Source organism: Methanobrevibacter sp., from assembly GCF_045603845.1.
Lineage (GTDB): Archaea > Methanobacteriota > Methanobacteria > Methanobacteriales > Methanobacteriaceae > Methanocatella.
The window spans coordinates 1-13616 of the sequence record NZ_JAZUMY010000105.1; the positions used below are offsets into that span (position 1 = coordinate 1).

Consider the following 13616-nt stretch of genomic DNA (forward strand, 5'->3'; position numbering starts at 1 on the left):
AAAAACTATTGAAATAGATAATATATAACATATTTTATTAAATTTTTTCATTATTGACACCATTTTTATTTTATTTGAAAAATAATATATCAAAATGATATACAATTTTAACAACAAAACATTATAGTATATTATGTAAGAAATACTATATATATGTAACTTTAATATTACATAAAATATTAACTAATGAGATGAAAATTTGGAAAAATTAATATGAATTTTAGCAATATCCATTACTTAATCCTTAGCGAAGCTATATCGTATATCTAGAAAATTAAATCTCTAGTCAAAAATTAAAAAAAGAAGTTTAAAGTTTTCCAACATTATTTGTAACTTTCATCCACTTTTCTGTAATGCGCCTGCGGATGGTCACACATCGGACAGACTTCAGGAGCAGATTTGGCATAATGCAGATTTCCGCAGTTGCCGCATTTCCAAACAATCTCACTGTCCTTTTCAAATACGGATCCGTTTTTGATATTTTTAACAAAAGTCTTGTATCTTCTCTCATGTGACCTTTCAATAGCTGCCGTTAACTCAAACAAATGAGCAATATCATCAAAGCCTTCTTTTTTTGCTTCACGGGCAAAATTCATATACATGTCAGACCATTCGTACTCTTCGGTTGAAATGGCTTCACTGAGATTGGTTAAGGTGTCTTTCATTTCACCGCCATGCAATAATTTGAACCAGACTTTTGCATGTTCCTTTTCATTGTCTGAGGTTTCTTTGAAAATTTCAGACAGCTGAACATAACCGTCTTTTTTGGCCTGTGAAGCATAGAATTCGTATTTCACTCGTGCAAGTGACTCTCCTTCAAGAGCAGTCAAAAGATTTTCTTCGGTTTTTGTGCCTTTCAATTTACTGTGCATAATAATCACCTGTAGATTTAAAAGGCTTTTTTATAATATTTAAGCATTTGGTGATTGAACGGTAACTTAACGTCTGATATGCTGATTGGGATATAGAAAATCATCCAAAAAGACAAGTAAGTCATTGCCTGTTAAATCTTCAATATTTAAGATTTCATAACTTTCCAATATCGGCTTTATAAGGTTCTTTCCAACCTTGATGAGTGAAATATACTCATCAGTCAGTAAATGATTAATGAAGTCCTGTGGTGTGGTGAATTGTCTTTTGACATTTGAAACCATGTAATCATCCAAAACATAACAGTTTTCAAGTCCGAACTTTTCAATGAAATTGTCACATGCCTGTTTAATGAAGATCCTTGGTCCCTGATGTATTTTGATATCATTTAATTTAAATACTGCCAATTCAAGAAGAATAACAGCGAAATTTTCCTCATCTGTCCAGTATCCTGACTGGAAAACCAGAAAGTCATTTGAATTTAAAATCCTCTCCAATGAATCAGTGGTTTTTTTAAGCTGAGGATGTAGCGTATCCAGAGGAATCTTAGGAATATTGAATTTAACGGCTATGATATTGCTTTTGCGTGATTTAAATTCATCCAGAATAGCATCATTATCCAGATTCTTAGCCAAAGGATGGAAATAATCTGACTTTTTATCTGAACTTAAATAGTTTCTGGCAGATTGGATGAACTGTGAGTATTTATCCAGTCTCAAGGCAGCACCCACGTTACGATTCTTATCTGTCGGGTCGATGCAAACAAGAGGATCTTTGAAATTATTTGCGGTTCCGTAATCCATCAAATCTATAATATGGCCAAATTGCCAATTTGAAGCTTCAATTAATGTGTTTTCAAAAGTTCCATATTTTATTATCAGCAATTCACACAGATATCCTGCAAATCCGCCCACCTTGAATTCAGAGCCATAGGTTCCTGTCATGTCCATAAACCTTTTCAAAAGCAATACCTCATCGTTTTGACCTTCCTTAAGGTTTGCCTGGACATATTTTGTATGGAGAATGCTTCTGTCAACTGCAGATTTAAGCTGACTTCCGTCTTCAATGCTGTAACATGGAACGAAATCTATCTTAAAGCCGTCGATTTCTGTAGTTACATAAGGGTGTGATGCGAACTGGTGATGTGGCTCGGCGTTGAATGCATCACAGCATTCATGAGCCAAATCAAGTCCCATATCTTTTAAATCCTTCTTATCCGTTGACAATGGAAAGGCTATGAAAATATCAATGTCTGATTTTCCCCTAAGGTATGTCCTTTTAGCAACTGATCCAACCAGAACGGCTTCGGCATCAATGCCTGCAATATGGATTTTGTCATTTAAAAAGTCAAGAAGCTTTCCGGATACTTCCTTAACTTTATTTTTTTCCTCTTCTGTAGGTTTTATTTCATCCAAAATAAGTTTATAATCCATTAAATCATAACCTATATTCGATTAAGTCTTCATAGATTGGTCCGGAAGGAGTTAAGGTACTTTTCTTTAATACGATGCTGTTGACTTCCATTGATCCTATTTCAACATCATCATATGATTCTATAGTACTTTTAACTTTGTCTTTGCCTTTTGCAGACCTCATGCGGCCAATGGTTAAATGTGAAGAGAATTTTTTATCCAAATCAAAGCCTATTGAACTGAACTGTTTATCAAGCTTATCATGCAAGTCTTTAAGGATTTCATCCTCGTCAAGACCTACCCAGATAACCTTTATGCGATTCTTATTTGGAAATGCTCCGCATCCTTTAATTCTAATATTGAAAGAATCGAAATCTTTGATGACATTTTCTATCTTTGATGATATCAAATCTATTCCGTCGGTGTCAATGTCTCCGAAGAACTTCAAGGTGAAATGCAGATTCTGCAGGTCAACATATTTGATATTGGCATCTATTTGCTTGAATTCCTTAATGATTTTGTGGATTTTAGGTTTTAAATCATCATCAAGGTCAATTGCTAAAAACGCTCTGATTTGTGACATTAAAATTCCTCATTGTTCAATAATTGTTTCGTCAATAGCTATACCGAAATGCCTTGCGCTTTTTTCAATATAGACTTTTACCTTATCTCCTGCCTTTACATCGGCAACAGATAAAGGATTGTCGTCAGCATCAACAATTCTTATTGTTTCAGCATTCTGAAGTAATGTTCTTATGGTCTTTCCTTCATATTCTGCTTCTATTAATATCAATGGTCTTCTTTCTATTTTGCTTCTTCCGACATATGCTGTTCTGGTTTCACCTTTGGTGTTTACTATAAGCACCTCATCTCCTGCTACAAGCTCGGCAAGATATCTGGTTTTGTTTCCCGGAACCATAACATATGCCTGAACCGGACCTGCATTTACCCGGAATGGTCTTGAAGCCACATATTCACTTTCCAGTGATTCTGAATGGACAAGGAACAGTGATTTTGAATATGAACCTATAAGCATTCCTTCTCCAGGCTGCATCATGTCTGTTGTGTCGACGCATACCCTGTCACCGGATCCCAATGGCTTCACATTGGTTACCGTTGCGATTTTCAGGTCATATTTGACTTTGGATGCGTTGTCGACTTCTGATGCAATATCCTTGATTTGTGCAAAGTCGTTTGCTTCAAATATTACGCCGTCAGTTCCATGTTCCAGGGTTTCCAAAGCAAGTTTGGCCCCTTCTGCATCGTTTACTGCAGCGATGATTTCAACGTCAACATTCTGAAGGTCAGCTATAATGTTTTCTAAAGGAATGACTGTCCAGTCGGTTCCTACAAGAATGATGTAATCAACGATTGGTCCTAGTTTTACTGCAAGCTGTTCATGTAACTTGTCAGTGATTTTAATGTATGCACAAACTGTTTTACCTTCACTTTTGGCCTTTTTTGCATTGGCCAAATCGGTAGAGTCTGATAAATTTTCACTCAAATCAATTGACCCGTCGCCTTCACCATCGATTCCCACAAGATAGATGTCTGCATCTTCTTCGTTTGAAACTATATTGACATTGCCCAGTTTGCGGATTTTTTCACTATACTCCAAATCAAGCACATAGCTGATGCCTGATTCAAGGGCTGTTGTTATCATTTCCTTTCTGTCATCCCATGGGAGGTCCGGAGTCATTATCCAAGCGAATTTATTTTGCATTAAATCACCTTAATCTAAGAATTTTAAAGCTTCTTCCACTTCTAAATCATTATGTACAACTTCTGAAATTGCCCTTGTAATTTTTCCAGGATTTTTAGCTTGGAAAAGATTACGTCCGAATGCCACACCTGCTCCGCCAACGCTTAAGGAATCTTTTACCATAGTCAATAATTCTTCATCAGTGTCAACTTTTGGTCCTCCTGCAATAACTACAGGCACAAGAGCTCCTTCAACTACTTCCTTAAATGAGTCAGGGTCTCCGGTATAGTTGGTTTTTACAATGTCAACACCCAATTCTGAACCTACACGGGCAGCGTGTTTTACGAATTCCACATCCATTTCATTGTCGACTTTTTGTCCGCGAGGGTACATCATTGCAAGAAGCGGAATTCCCCAGTAATCACATGTTTCAGCGATTTCTCCCAATTCCTGTAACATTTTACTTTCAGTTTCGCTTCCGAGGTTTACATGTACGGATACTGCGTCTGCACCTAATTGAATTGCCTTTTCAACGGAAGTTACGGTTACTTTGTCGTTTGGATCAGGTGCAAGGGAAGTACTTGCAGACAAGTGTACAATAAGACCTATGTCCTTACCGTATCCTCTGTGACCTCTTTGAACAATTCCTTTATGCATCAATATTGCATCTGCTCCTCCCTGGGAGATTTCTTCAACTGTATCATCTATATTTACGATTCCTTTAATAGGTCCGCTGGAAACACCATGATCCATTGGAGCGATTACTGTTCTTCCAGTATTCCTATTGAAAATTCTTTCTAAACGAATTTTTTTACCAATCATTTAAATTACCTCATTAAATAACATTATATAATATATTTGTGATGTTATATATAGTTTAATTGTACAATAGTGTACTTTTAAGATATTAACATTTTAATTGTTTTCAAAATCGTGATTTGAAGATTGAATGATGTTTAAAAAAAAGCCTGTGTCAGTTATCTTATTTTTTAGGCATTGGTGTCCATAAATCAAATTCCTTTATTTGAGGCGGAATGCCACTGTCCTTATATGAATCAAGAAAACCGTCATGGGATTTGTAGTCACCTGCAGCATCTGCTACTGAATTGTAAAACTCGACAAGCCCCCTGTTTCTTATGAATGTATGTTTGGGCTTGAATGTTGATGACCATATATAAAATACCTTGAAAACTGTGTCGGGATGATATCCTCCACCCAAATCAATAGCTAAGATATCACATCTTTGAGTTAATTCAAATACTTCTGATAATGTGTCATGAAGGCGCACATCAGCATTGATGAATGTCAAATCAAGCTTGGACATTTCATTTACGGCTTCAGGTGAATTGTCAAGAGCTATCAATTTCACATTTTTCTTTAAAATAACCTTTGAAGTGTTTCCCATATGGCATCCAAGTTCAATCACACAGTCACCGTCATTAACGGCTTCCATGATTTGTCTTCGGTAGTTCGATACGTCATAACTTAGTTTTATCATAAATTACCTCTTTGAGTAAAGTTTATCTATATTCAAGTTTTCAATACCTGAGTTTTTGAAAGTGCTTTCATTATCTGCAAAGGCAAATACAGTATTTCCCAGCATTGCCATTGAACTTCCTAAAATATCATCCATAGAATTAAAATAATCAATAAGAGATTTTACTTCGTCTGTCATCAGTTTCGTATTTTTAGAAAATCTTAAAGAAAGCTCCAGAAAATTATCTACAGACATATCATTTTTAAATTCTTCAAGACACCTGCGGCCATTTTGAGAAATTACCTTTTTATGATTAGGATTTCGAATAATGGATGCCGTATCAATTTCGCCAAAGGATTTGGTGGCAATGAAGAGATTTTCATCAAAAGACTTGATTTTGCCGATGCCCGGAGCGCCAGGTTGTGTTCGCAAAACCAATCCCGAACCAGTTTGTGCAATAACATCACCCAGACCTCCTCCAAGAGAAACCTCAACACTATGAGCAATCTGTCCGCATTCCACAGAGGAATAGCCGTAATCGAAAAATTCGTTCAATGCCAAAGACAGGCTTAAGGCGGATGCCGCTGAAGTTCCAAAGCCCGCACCGATTGGAAGCTGAATATCCTGAACAATCTCAAAGGGAGAGTTAATATCAAAATGCTTTAAAACCTCATTAATCACAATTTCCGAACCCTGGTTAATGTTAACTTTAAATTCGACAGAGTCTTTAACGGTAGTTTTAACTCCCCTGTCAAGAAGAAATCCGGCACCGCAGGATCCGTTTTTCAAGGAATCCTCATTGTTTTCTATGCTGAAAAAACCAGTAATATGTGCAGGTGTGAAAACTGAAACGCTCATAAAAAATAATATGGTAATGGTTTTTAATAAATATGTTCATTCTAAAGCATCATACTTTTCATCGCTGACTTCTTCACACCATTCGTTTTCAGGGTTAACACCCGGAACTTCAATAGCTATGTGTGTGAATTCGCAGTCTTTTGATGCTCCATGCCAGTGTTTAACGTTTGGCGGAATGGATACGACATCACCAGGCTTTAGTTTACGGGCAGCTTTGCCCTCTTCCTGATACCATCCTTCGCCTTTGGTTACAAGCAGTATCTGACCTCCGTTTTCATCGGCATGATGAATGTGCCAGTTGTTTCGGCACCCGGCTTCGAAAGTGACATTTGCCACCATCACTTCCCCAACCTGCGTGAGGATGTTCAGGTAGCTTTTTCCTGTGAAAAATTCCCCGAAGGGATTTTCATCCCCTTTTCCGAAAAGGATTTCCTCAGACATTATTCGTTCACCCAATGTTTTACGCTGTCCTGTGCTTCATAGACGTTTCCACCAGGAATTGACAATCCTTTCTTGATATCCGCACCTTCGCAGAGTTTTTTCAAGTCCCTTTGTGATGAGCCGAATCCTGATCCTTCATGTGTGACGAACGGTTTTACGGCTTTTCCAGCAAAGTCAAGCTGTTCCAGTTGTGTCCACATCGGCATCGGAAGGGTTCCCCACCAGTTTGGAAATCCGATGTAGATGGTGTCATATTCAGATATATCTGTTAATGTTTCTTTGATTTCAGGCCTTGCACCATCCTGCTGTTCCTTTTTGGCCACATCAATACATTTCATGTAATCTGCTGGATATTCATTTGCAGGTTCGACTTTGAATAAGTCTGCACCGGTTTCTTCTTTGATATATTCTGCTATAACTTCCGTATTTCCTTTTTCAATGTTTTTTAGTTCTCCGCCAAAGTAGTTTTCACCTGAGCGAGAAAAATAAATTACTAAACTGTTTGCCATAATTTACACCTTCTTTGTTATAATTATATCTGAAACAATTAATATATAAATGTTGCGAAACACAACAATCAAATGATGAAAAAAAATAAAGAATAAAATGAAATTATTCTTTGATTGATCTTGCAAGCTCTGCGCCCTTATTGAATGCCTCTTCAAGAACATCCTCATCAGGAACGAAAGTGACATCCAAAGTATCGGTTACAGTAAATCCTGCAGCTTCCAAGTCTGCCTGGAGTTTTTTAACAGCTCCTCCACCCCATCCTTTGGATGAGAATATCAAAGCGTTTTTCTCGCTGGTAGTTCCTTTGAAGTTAACGCAGTCCAGCCAGTAAAGCATGTTTCCGATACGAGGGAAAGGCTTGTTCATCATGGTAGGAGCACCTAAAGCGATAGCTTTGGAATCCAGGATATCAGTAATGGCATCATCCGGTCCGTCATGCTGCATAAAGTACATTGCAACCTCAACGCCTTCGCTTGCAATACCTTCAGCAATCTGGAAAGCCAATTTCTCAGTTGAATGGTGCATTGTATCATAAATAACAGTAATCTTATCTTTGCAGACACCTGAGCCCCATTTGGAATATAAATCAATAATAAATCCAGGGTTTTTCCAGATTTGACCGTGACAAGGTGCAATCATCTTAATCTGATCCACAATACCGTTATCAGTCAGTTCCTGCAATTTCATCCTGAGCATCGGAGAACCTAAGGTTACAAGATTAGCATAATACTTTTGTGCTTCCTTTTCCAAAATATCTAAAGAATAATCCTCATCAAACCTTTTGGAATGACATACATGCTGACCGAACGCATCGTTGGAGAATAAAATACCTTCTTCAACCAGGAAAGTGAACATGCTGTCAGGCCAGTGCAGCATAGGAGCAGATACGAACGCTAAAGTTCTTCCTCCAATGTCCAGTTCATCACCGGTTTGAACAGTGTTGATTTCCAAGTCTCCAAAATTATGGTATTGCTGTTCCAAAAATTTAGCACAATTAGGGGAAGCGTAGATTTCAGCTTCAGGATTGTATTTTTCGATAGTTTCTCTCAAATGAGTGGAATGATCCATTTCAGAGTGGTTTTGCACAAATACGTCAATTTGAATATCTTTTCCTTCCTGAGCAAATGCATCCTCAATTCTTCCATATAACTGATTATCCAATCCGCCATAGACGTTATCGATTAATACAGTTTTCTCTTCACCAAATACCAAGTATGCATTGTAGGTAGTTCCTGGAATTCCATATCCGTGGAAAGTTCTGCTGTTCCAGTGGAGAGCACCAACCCAGTAAACACCTTCTGCGATTTTTGCCGCTTTAGCTTTCATAATAAAATCTCCTTAAAATTTCAGTTATTAAAAATTATATCAATGTTAGTATATAAAAGTAGTTGAAAGAAAAAAAAAGAAAAGAAAAAATAATGTCTAAGCCAACATTATTGATTTTACAATGTCATTTGCCACATCCATTGCATCAGAGGTGTCAAAATCATCATCAGCATCGACATCATTATCCATTACAATGACTGTATAATTCTTATCGTTCTTGTTTAAGAAAAACGCTGAAGCAGCCCCATGGTTTTTGACATATTTATTCAGTTCATACCCGAAGCTTGCTGACTGTGTGCTGGAAATTTTTGTTTCGACATGAGTTGATTCGGTCAAATTGAAACCCTGATTGCCTAAAAATGAATTTACAGAATCATTTCCTGTGATTTCACTGGTTATGATAATCTGCTCTTCTTCATTTTGTAAAACCACACTGGTATTGTTGGTCTGATTGACCTTAAAGTCATCGTCAGCAAACTGCAGGCCAAATCCATCATAATTAACTTCCTGAGCATATGCAAAGGCGGCACTGCCCAATACTAAAAAAATTGCCATTAAAGAAAGAATAGTTTTGTTTTTCATTTTACCCCCATCCTATAATAATTATATGATATGACACCCAATATATAACTTTGAGGTTTAAAAAAATGAATAAAAGAATAGATTTACATATGCACAGTTTATTTAGTGACGGTGAATTATTGCCTTCAGAACTAGCCAGAAGAGCTTTAAAGCTAAATCATGAAGTAATAGCAATTACCGATCATGTGGATTATTATAATGTTGATGAAATTCCAAAAATACAATCCGCAATTGATGACATTAACTCAAACTGGGACATTACAGTCGTTTTAGGTGCTGAAGTAACCCATGCGCCTGTAGAATCAATTGACGGAATTGCAAAAAGGGCAAAAGAGTTAGGTGCTAAAATTGTTGTTGTCCACGGTGAAACATTGAACGAACCTGTGACTTCGGGAACAAACCTTGCTGCGGTACAGTCTAAATATGTGGACATATTAGGCCATCCGGGACTTATTACAAAAGAAGAAGCCGAACTTGCACTTGAAAATGATATTTATTTGGAAATCAGCGCACGTAAAGGACACTGTTTGGGAAACGGCCATGTTGCAAGCATTGCACGTGAAGTGGGAAACAAACTTATCGTCGATACAGATACGCACTCACCTGATGATTTGATAACATTTGAAAAATCATATGAAATAGCTAGAGGTGCCGGTTTAAGCGATGAAGAGGCCATGAAAGCTATTGTAGACAATCCACGCCAACTGCTGAAAAGTAGAGGAATTTTATGAAAGCATCTGAGCTACTTGAAACAATTAGAGAAGAGCTTGAAGATTATCCTATCGAATATTTAAGAAATAAGGTAACTGACGACAGGTATAAGGACCCTCTGGTTAAAAAACTGGCAAAATACAATTGCGAAAGCTATGATGAAATCTATTCACTTCAAATAACTGATGACTTTGACATTAAGGATGGAGTCATTGAGAACCTTAAAAACGATATTGACTATTATTTTGACACATATGCCGGAGGAGATATTGAAACAAGGGAATTCACCAAATATCTCTCACTATACCTCGCATTAATAGCTAAAAAGCCATTACACCCATTCACTGAGAACAAAAAGGATCAGGTCTATATTTTAGATGACAAGTATTACTGCAAGCAAAGAATCATATCCATTCGTGACAAGCAATCCCTCTGCAGATACTGTGTTTGCCAAAATGAAAGCTATTTCGGAATGTTTTAATACTTTATAATCAAATATGTGCCAATAGAAAAATTTAATAAAGTGTTTTTGATTAATATTATATGATGTGATTAAATGAAGATTACTTTTTTGAATCCCCCGCAGACTAACTCAAAATACAAATTTTTGGGCGTTGTTGCTCCTTCATTAGGTATAGGTTATATGGCGGCAGTGCTTGAAAAGAACGGTTATGACGTCGATGTACTGGATGCTTCGGCTTTAGAATTGAGTTATGATGAAATAGGTGAAGAAATTCAAAAGAGAAATCCTGATATCGTTTCAATAAGCGCCCTTACCCCAACAATCGGAGTTGCACTTGATTCAGCAGATAAAATCAAAAATGTTAAACCCGATACCATTGTTGTTTTGGGAGGATATCACCCGACATTTGAATATAAAAGCGTGCTGAAAGAGCCTAGCGTAGATATTGTTGTTCGTGGCGAAGGGGAATATACTATGCTTGAACTGGTTCAGTCCATAGAAAATGGCAGGGATCTGGTTAATGTTCAGGGCCTGGCATTTCTGGATGAAAGTGACGATTCATTAATTGTAACTCCAGACAGGCCGATAATTAAGGATTTGGACGAATTACCGTTTCCGGCGTTTCACCTGTTCCCGATGGAAAAATACAGGATTTTGAATATCACAACAAATGTCGCAACAATCATCACAACCAGAGGATGCCCTATGCAGTGCTCATTCTGTTCATCAGCGGCATTGCACGGAAATCATCTGAGAAGAAGATCATACACCAACGTCTGTGATGAAATAGAAATGAGGCTTAAAGAGGAAAATATAGATACCATCGCATTTATGGATGATACATTCACATTAAACAAGAAATTCGTCAGGGATTTCTGCAATGAAATCAAAAGAAGAAATCTCAAATTCTGGTGGGGCTGCACTTCAAGAGTTGACACATTGGACGAAGAGATTCTGCAGTTAATGAAAGATTCCGGCTGCATAACAATATTTATTGGTGTTGAAAGTGCAGACCAGCAAATGCTTGAAAAGATGAACAAAAACATCACAATATCAAAAACCGAAAAAGCATTCAAGCTAGCCCGCAAGGTTGGAATCAGAACCATTGCATCATGCGTAATCGGAATGCCTGAAGATACCAAAAAATCCATTCAGAAGACAATTGATTTTGTAAAGGAATTAAATCCTAACTATGCGCTTTACAGCCTAGCTACCCCATATCCGGGAACTCGCTTTTACAATGAAACATTCAAGAAAAATCTGATACAAATCAAAGACTGGTCAAAATTCACTTTAATCGATCCGGTTTTAGAGACAATTGACTGCTCCAACAAGGAACTTAGAAGCATACAGAAAAAGGCATTTCTCAAATTTTATTTAAGGCCAGGTTACCTTATAAAACAGGTTTCACAGGATGGTTTAATACTTTTGAAAACTATATTTGGAGTTGCAAGACAAATCATATCCCGCCAGACAAACGGAAATACCGATTACAACAAAACCAATATAAATAATAAGGGATATTAATAATATCCTATTTTAAAACTTTATATGTCAAAATCAAATCTTTTCCCAATTTAAATGAATCCGTCAACTCCAGATTGACTCCTTCATCCATTGTGGCAAAGCCTTCACCATCGAATAATGTCTTTGCATTAACACCGCCAACGACTTTTGGTGCCACACAGATTCTTATTTCATCGATTAGGCCTTCCTTAATCATTGCAAAGTTCAGGGTTGCGCCCCCTTCAAGCATGAGTTTTTTTATTCCCTGACCAGCAAGGTAATCCATTAATGCAGTTAAATCCACCTTTTTATCACCGCTGAAGAAGAATTCAACTCCCCTCTGTTTGAAGACATTATATCTGTCACTTACCAAGAAGTCATATTTAAACTCATTTGCTGCTGCGATTACTGTTTTGGCGTCCTTGTTTGTAATACGGGCAGCTATTGGAGTTCTGCATCTGCTGTCAACAACCACACGAACGGGATTATCTTCGGGATTTGCATCAACTTTATGAACAGTAAGTCTTGGATCATCTGCCAATACTGTTCCTATGCCCACCATTATTGCATCCACTTCTTTTCTGAGTTCATGAACTCTTTTCAAATCTTCTTCTCCGGATATGTTTGAACTGTTGTTTGCAGTGACTATCTTACCGTCAAGTGTCATAGCTGCATTTAAAATAACGTAAGGTTTCATAAAATCACCTCATATGTGATAGAACATCTCTTTAATCTGAAGGAAGTTTGCCAATGTCTGATTGCCTATTACACCAGGCATTGTCAGTGCAACGAATATACCTAAAATACCAAAAATCAAACCGATTCCCCAAATAATACGGACAGCCTGCTTTTCAGTAATAGGCTTTCTAATAACAAATCTGATTAATGACTTGAAACCTGTTTCAGGCCTTATCAGTTTACCGTCATCGCTTACCTGTGTCGGTTTGAACTGCTGACGCTCCATTACGCCTGCACTGTAGAATTTCATGGCAGCATCGATGATGTTCGGCATCAGAACAATCAGTGCAATAAGTTTTACACGACCGATGAATGCGATGGATACGATTGCAGCACCTATGATTAATGTACCGGTGTCGCCGGGGAAAATTTTGGCCGGATACTTGTTATAGTATAGAAATGCAATCAATGCTCCTAGCATGCTCATGCTGACAATTGTCACGTCATATTTTCCTAAGATAATACAAGCAATTGTAAGAGATGCAAGAGAGATAATACCTAAACCTGATTCAATACCGTTAAGGCCCGCCAACATGTTAGTGAGATTGGAACCGATTGAAAGAGCAATCGGAATGGAAATCAGATATAAAATACCAACATTGGATGGAGCAGCCCAAATCAAAGGAAGACCTGCCAAAAACAACAGGAACAATTTTTCTTTTGATGACAGAACAAGCAAATCATCAGCAATTCCGATAATCCCTACAAGCAGTATAACAATAAGAACAATGCATAAAGGAAATGCCAGAATATCGTGCATATAAATTCCTGAAAACATTCCTATTGTGAAACCGAAAAGGATTCCGAATCCGCCCATTTCAGCAACGACAGGATGCCAGGACTTGTGCAAGTCCCTGCCTACAATATCGGCATCTTTCAACTTCTTAATAATTCTGGGCATTGATAATCTGGTGACTAAAAAAGAAAACAGGCCACAGATTATAGCTATAACATATAACGGTAGTTGAGGTAATATCATCATAACAATCACTTAATTATATAATATATAAATAGTTAAAA

Annotated in this window: 16 protein-coding genes; 3 read left to right on the forward strand and 13 right to left on the reverse strand. The window is 37.3% G+C overall.

The window, feature by feature from the left end:
• Nucleotides 1-323: 323 nt before the first annotated feature.
• From rbr to ACKI2W_RS10435, 11 genes are all read right to left on the reverse strand, one after another.
• The gene (gene rbr / locus ACKI2W_RS10385) at nucleotides 324-872 is read right to left on the reverse strand and encodes a rubrerythrin (RefSeq protein WP_407381856.1); all 549 of its coding nucleotides are present in this window, start codon (nucleotides 870-872) and stop codon (nucleotides 324-326) included.
• A gap of 66 nt (nucleotides 873-938) precedes the next feature.
• Nucleotides 939-2303: a CCA tRNA nucleotidyltransferase gene (gene cca / locus ACKI2W_RS10390; protein ID WP_407381858.1), complete on the reverse strand. Its 1365-nt coding sequence runs from the start codon at nucleotides 2301-2303 to the stop codon at nucleotides 939-941.
• A gap of 4 nt (nucleotides 2304-2307) precedes the next feature.
• Nucleotides 2308-2865 carry an RNA 2',3'-cyclic phosphodiesterase gene (thpR, locus tag ACKI2W_RS10395; RefSeq protein ID WP_407381860.1) on the reverse strand — a complete coding sequence of 186 codons (558 nt, stop codon included), beginning with the start codon at nucleotides 2863-2865 and terminating at the stop codon, nucleotides 2308-2310.
• Nucleotides 2866-2874: 9 nt separating this feature from the next.
• On the reverse strand, nucleotides 2875-4005 hold the full coding sequence (locus ACKI2W_RS10400; protein ID WP_407381862.1) for a 3-dehydroquinate synthase II: 1131 nt from the start codon (nucleotides 4003-4005) through the stop codon (nucleotides 2875-2877).
• Nucleotides 4006-4014: 9 nt separating this feature from the next.
• Nucleotides 4015-4806, reverse strand: coding sequence for a 2-amino-3,7-dideoxy-D-threo-hept-6-ulosonate synthase (locus tag ACKI2W_RS10405; RefSeq protein ID WP_407381864.1), 792 nt, complete (start codon nucleotides 4804-4806; stop codon nucleotides 4015-4017).
• A 160-nt stretch (nucleotides 4807-4966) separates the two neighbouring features.
• Entirely contained in the window at nucleotides 4967-5482 is a 516-nt protein-coding gene (locus tag ACKI2W_RS10410; protein WP_407381866.1) for an SAM-dependent methyltransferase, read from the reverse strand.
• A 3-nt stretch (nucleotides 5483-5485) separates the two neighbouring features.
• Complete coding sequence (locus tag ACKI2W_RS10415; protein WP_407381868.1) at nucleotides 5486-6319, reverse strand: pantoate kinase; 834 nt, start codon at nucleotides 6317-6319, stop codon at nucleotides 5486-5488.
• 36 nt (nucleotides 6320-6355) lie between these two features.
• On the reverse strand, nucleotides 6356-6760 hold the full coding sequence (locus tag ACKI2W_RS10420; RefSeq protein ID WP_407381870.1) for a cupin domain-containing protein: 405 nt from the start codon (nucleotides 6758-6760) through the stop codon (nucleotides 6356-6358).
• Nucleotides 6760-7269 (reverse strand): flavodoxin, encoded by a 510-nt coding sequence (locus ACKI2W_RS10425; protein WP_407381872.1) that lies wholly within the window; start codon nucleotides 7267-7269, stop codon nucleotides 6760-6762. The genes ACKI2W_RS10420 and ACKI2W_RS10425 overlap by 1 nt, the downstream gene beginning before the upstream one ends.
• 103 nt (nucleotides 7270-7372) lie before the next feature.
• A complete protein-coding gene (locus tag ACKI2W_RS10430; RefSeq protein ID WP_407381874.1) occupies nucleotides 7373-8596 on the reverse strand; it encodes an FprA family A-type flavoprotein in 1224 nt (407 codons plus the stop codon).
• Between the two features lie 96 nt (nucleotides 8597-8692).
• Complete coding sequence (locus ACKI2W_RS10435) at nucleotides 8693-9178, reverse strand: hypothetical protein (RefSeq protein WP_407381876.1); 486 nt, start codon at nucleotides 9176-9178, stop codon at nucleotides 8693-8695.
• Between the two features lie 65 nt (nucleotides 9179-9243).
• Here ACKI2W_RS10435 and ACKI2W_RS10440 point away from each other — a divergent pair, with 65 nt between their 5' ends.
• The 3 genes from ACKI2W_RS10440 (at nucleotide 9244) to ACKI2W_RS10450 (ending at nucleotide 11879) form a co-directional block, all read left to right on the forward strand.
• Nucleotides 9244-9909 carry a histidinol phosphate phosphatase domain-containing protein gene (locus tag ACKI2W_RS10440; RefSeq protein WP_407381878.1) on the forward strand — a complete coding sequence of 222 codons (666 nt, stop codon included), beginning with the start codon at nucleotides 9244-9246 and terminating at the stop codon, nucleotides 9907-9909.
• Complete coding sequence (locus ACKI2W_RS10445) at nucleotides 9906-10370, forward strand: DUF2115 family protein (RefSeq protein WP_407381880.1); 465 nt, start codon at nucleotides 9906-9908, stop codon at nucleotides 10368-10370. The genes ACKI2W_RS10440 and ACKI2W_RS10445 overlap by 4 nt, the downstream gene beginning before the upstream one ends.
• A 75-nt stretch (nucleotides 10371-10445) precedes the next feature.
• A complete protein-coding gene (locus ACKI2W_RS10450) occupies nucleotides 10446-11879 on the forward strand; it encodes a B12-binding domain-containing radical SAM protein (protein ID WP_407381882.1) in 1434 nt (477 codons plus the stop codon).
• A gap of 7 nt (nucleotides 11880-11886) precedes the next feature.
• Here the strand turns inward: ACKI2W_RS10450 and ACKI2W_RS10455 are convergent, their stop codons facing one another.
• Together ACKI2W_RS10455 and ACKI2W_RS10460 are read right to left on the reverse strand one after the other, a co-directional pair.
• Nucleotides 11887-12555 (reverse strand): 2,5-diamino-6-(ribosylamino)-4(3H)-pyrimidinone 5'-phosphate reductase, encoded by a 669-nt coding sequence (locus ACKI2W_RS10455; protein WP_407381884.1) that lies wholly within the window; start codon nucleotides 12553-12555, stop codon nucleotides 11887-11889.
• Between the two features lie 9 nt (nucleotides 12556-12564).
• Nucleotides 12565-13578 (reverse strand): MraY family glycosyltransferase, encoded by a 1014-nt coding sequence (locus ACKI2W_RS10460; RefSeq protein ID WP_407381886.1) that lies wholly within the window; start codon nucleotides 13576-13578, stop codon nucleotides 12565-12567.
• Between the last annotated feature and the right edge of the window lie 38 nt (nucleotides 13579-13616).

What these genes read in the sequence shown, in the direction of transcription:
- rbr (WP_407381856.1), bottom strand. Translation starts at nt 872, where the DNA reads ATGCACAGTAAATTGAAAGGCACAAAAACCGAAGAAAATCTTTTGACT.
- cca (WP_407381858.1), bottom strand. Translation starts at nt 2,303, where the DNA reads ATGGATTATAAACTTATTTTGGATGAAATAAAACCTACAGAAGAGGAA.
- thpR (WP_407381860.1), bottom strand. Translation starts at nt 2,865, where the DNA reads ATGTCACAAATCAGAGCGTTTTTAGCAATTGACCTTGATGATGATTTA.
- ACKI2W_RS10400 (WP_407381862.1), bottom strand. Translation starts at nt 4,005, where the DNA reads ATGCAAAATAAATTCGCTTGGATAATGACTCCGGACCTCCCATGGGAT.
- ACKI2W_RS10405 (WP_407381864.1), bottom strand. Translation starts at nt 4,806, where the DNA reads ATGATTGGTAAAAAAATTCGTTTAGAAAGAATTTTCAATAGGAATACT.
- ACKI2W_RS10410 (WP_407381866.1), bottom strand. Translation starts at nt 5,482, where the DNA reads ATGATAAAACTAAGTTATGACGTATCGAACTACCGAAGACAAATCATG.
- ACKI2W_RS10415 (WP_407381868.1), bottom strand. Translation starts at nt 6,319, where the DNA reads ATGAGCGTTTCAGTTTTCACACCTGCACATATTACTGGTTTTTTCAGC.
- ACKI2W_RS10420 (WP_407381870.1), bottom strand. Translation starts at nt 6,760, where the DNA reads ATGTCTGAGGAAATCCTTTTCGGAAAAGGGGATGAAAATCCCTTCGGG.
- ACKI2W_RS10425 (WP_407381872.1), bottom strand. Translation starts at nt 7,269, where the DNA reads ATGGCAAACAGTTTAGTAATTTATTTTTCTCGCTCAGGTGAAAACTAC.
- ACKI2W_RS10430 (WP_407381874.1), bottom strand. Translation starts at nt 8,596, where the DNA reads ATGAAAGCTAAAGCGGCAAAAATCGCAGAAGGTGTTTACTGGGTTGGT.
- ACKI2W_RS10435 (WP_407381876.1), bottom strand. Translation starts at nt 9,178, where the DNA reads ATGAAAAACAAAACTATTCTTTCTTTAATGGCAATTTTTTTAGTATTG.
- ACKI2W_RS10440 (WP_407381878.1), top strand. Translation starts at nt 9,244, where the DNA reads ATGAATAAAAGAATAGATTTACATATGCACAGTTTATTTAGTGACGGT.
- ACKI2W_RS10445 (WP_407381880.1), top strand. Translation starts at nt 9,906, where the DNA reads ATGAAAGCATCTGAGCTACTTGAAACAATTAGAGAAGAGCTTGAAGAT.
- ACKI2W_RS10450 (WP_407381882.1), top strand. Translation starts at nt 10,446, where the DNA reads ATGAAGATTACTTTTTTGAATCCCCCGCAGACTAACTCAAAATACAAA.
- ACKI2W_RS10455 (WP_407381884.1), bottom strand. Translation starts at nt 12,555, where the DNA reads ATGAAACCTTACGTTATTTTAAATGCAGCTATGACACTTGACGGTAAG.
- ACKI2W_RS10460 (WP_407381886.1), bottom strand. Translation starts at nt 13,578, where the DNA reads ATGATGATATTACCTCAACTACCGTTATATGTTATAGCTATAATCTGT.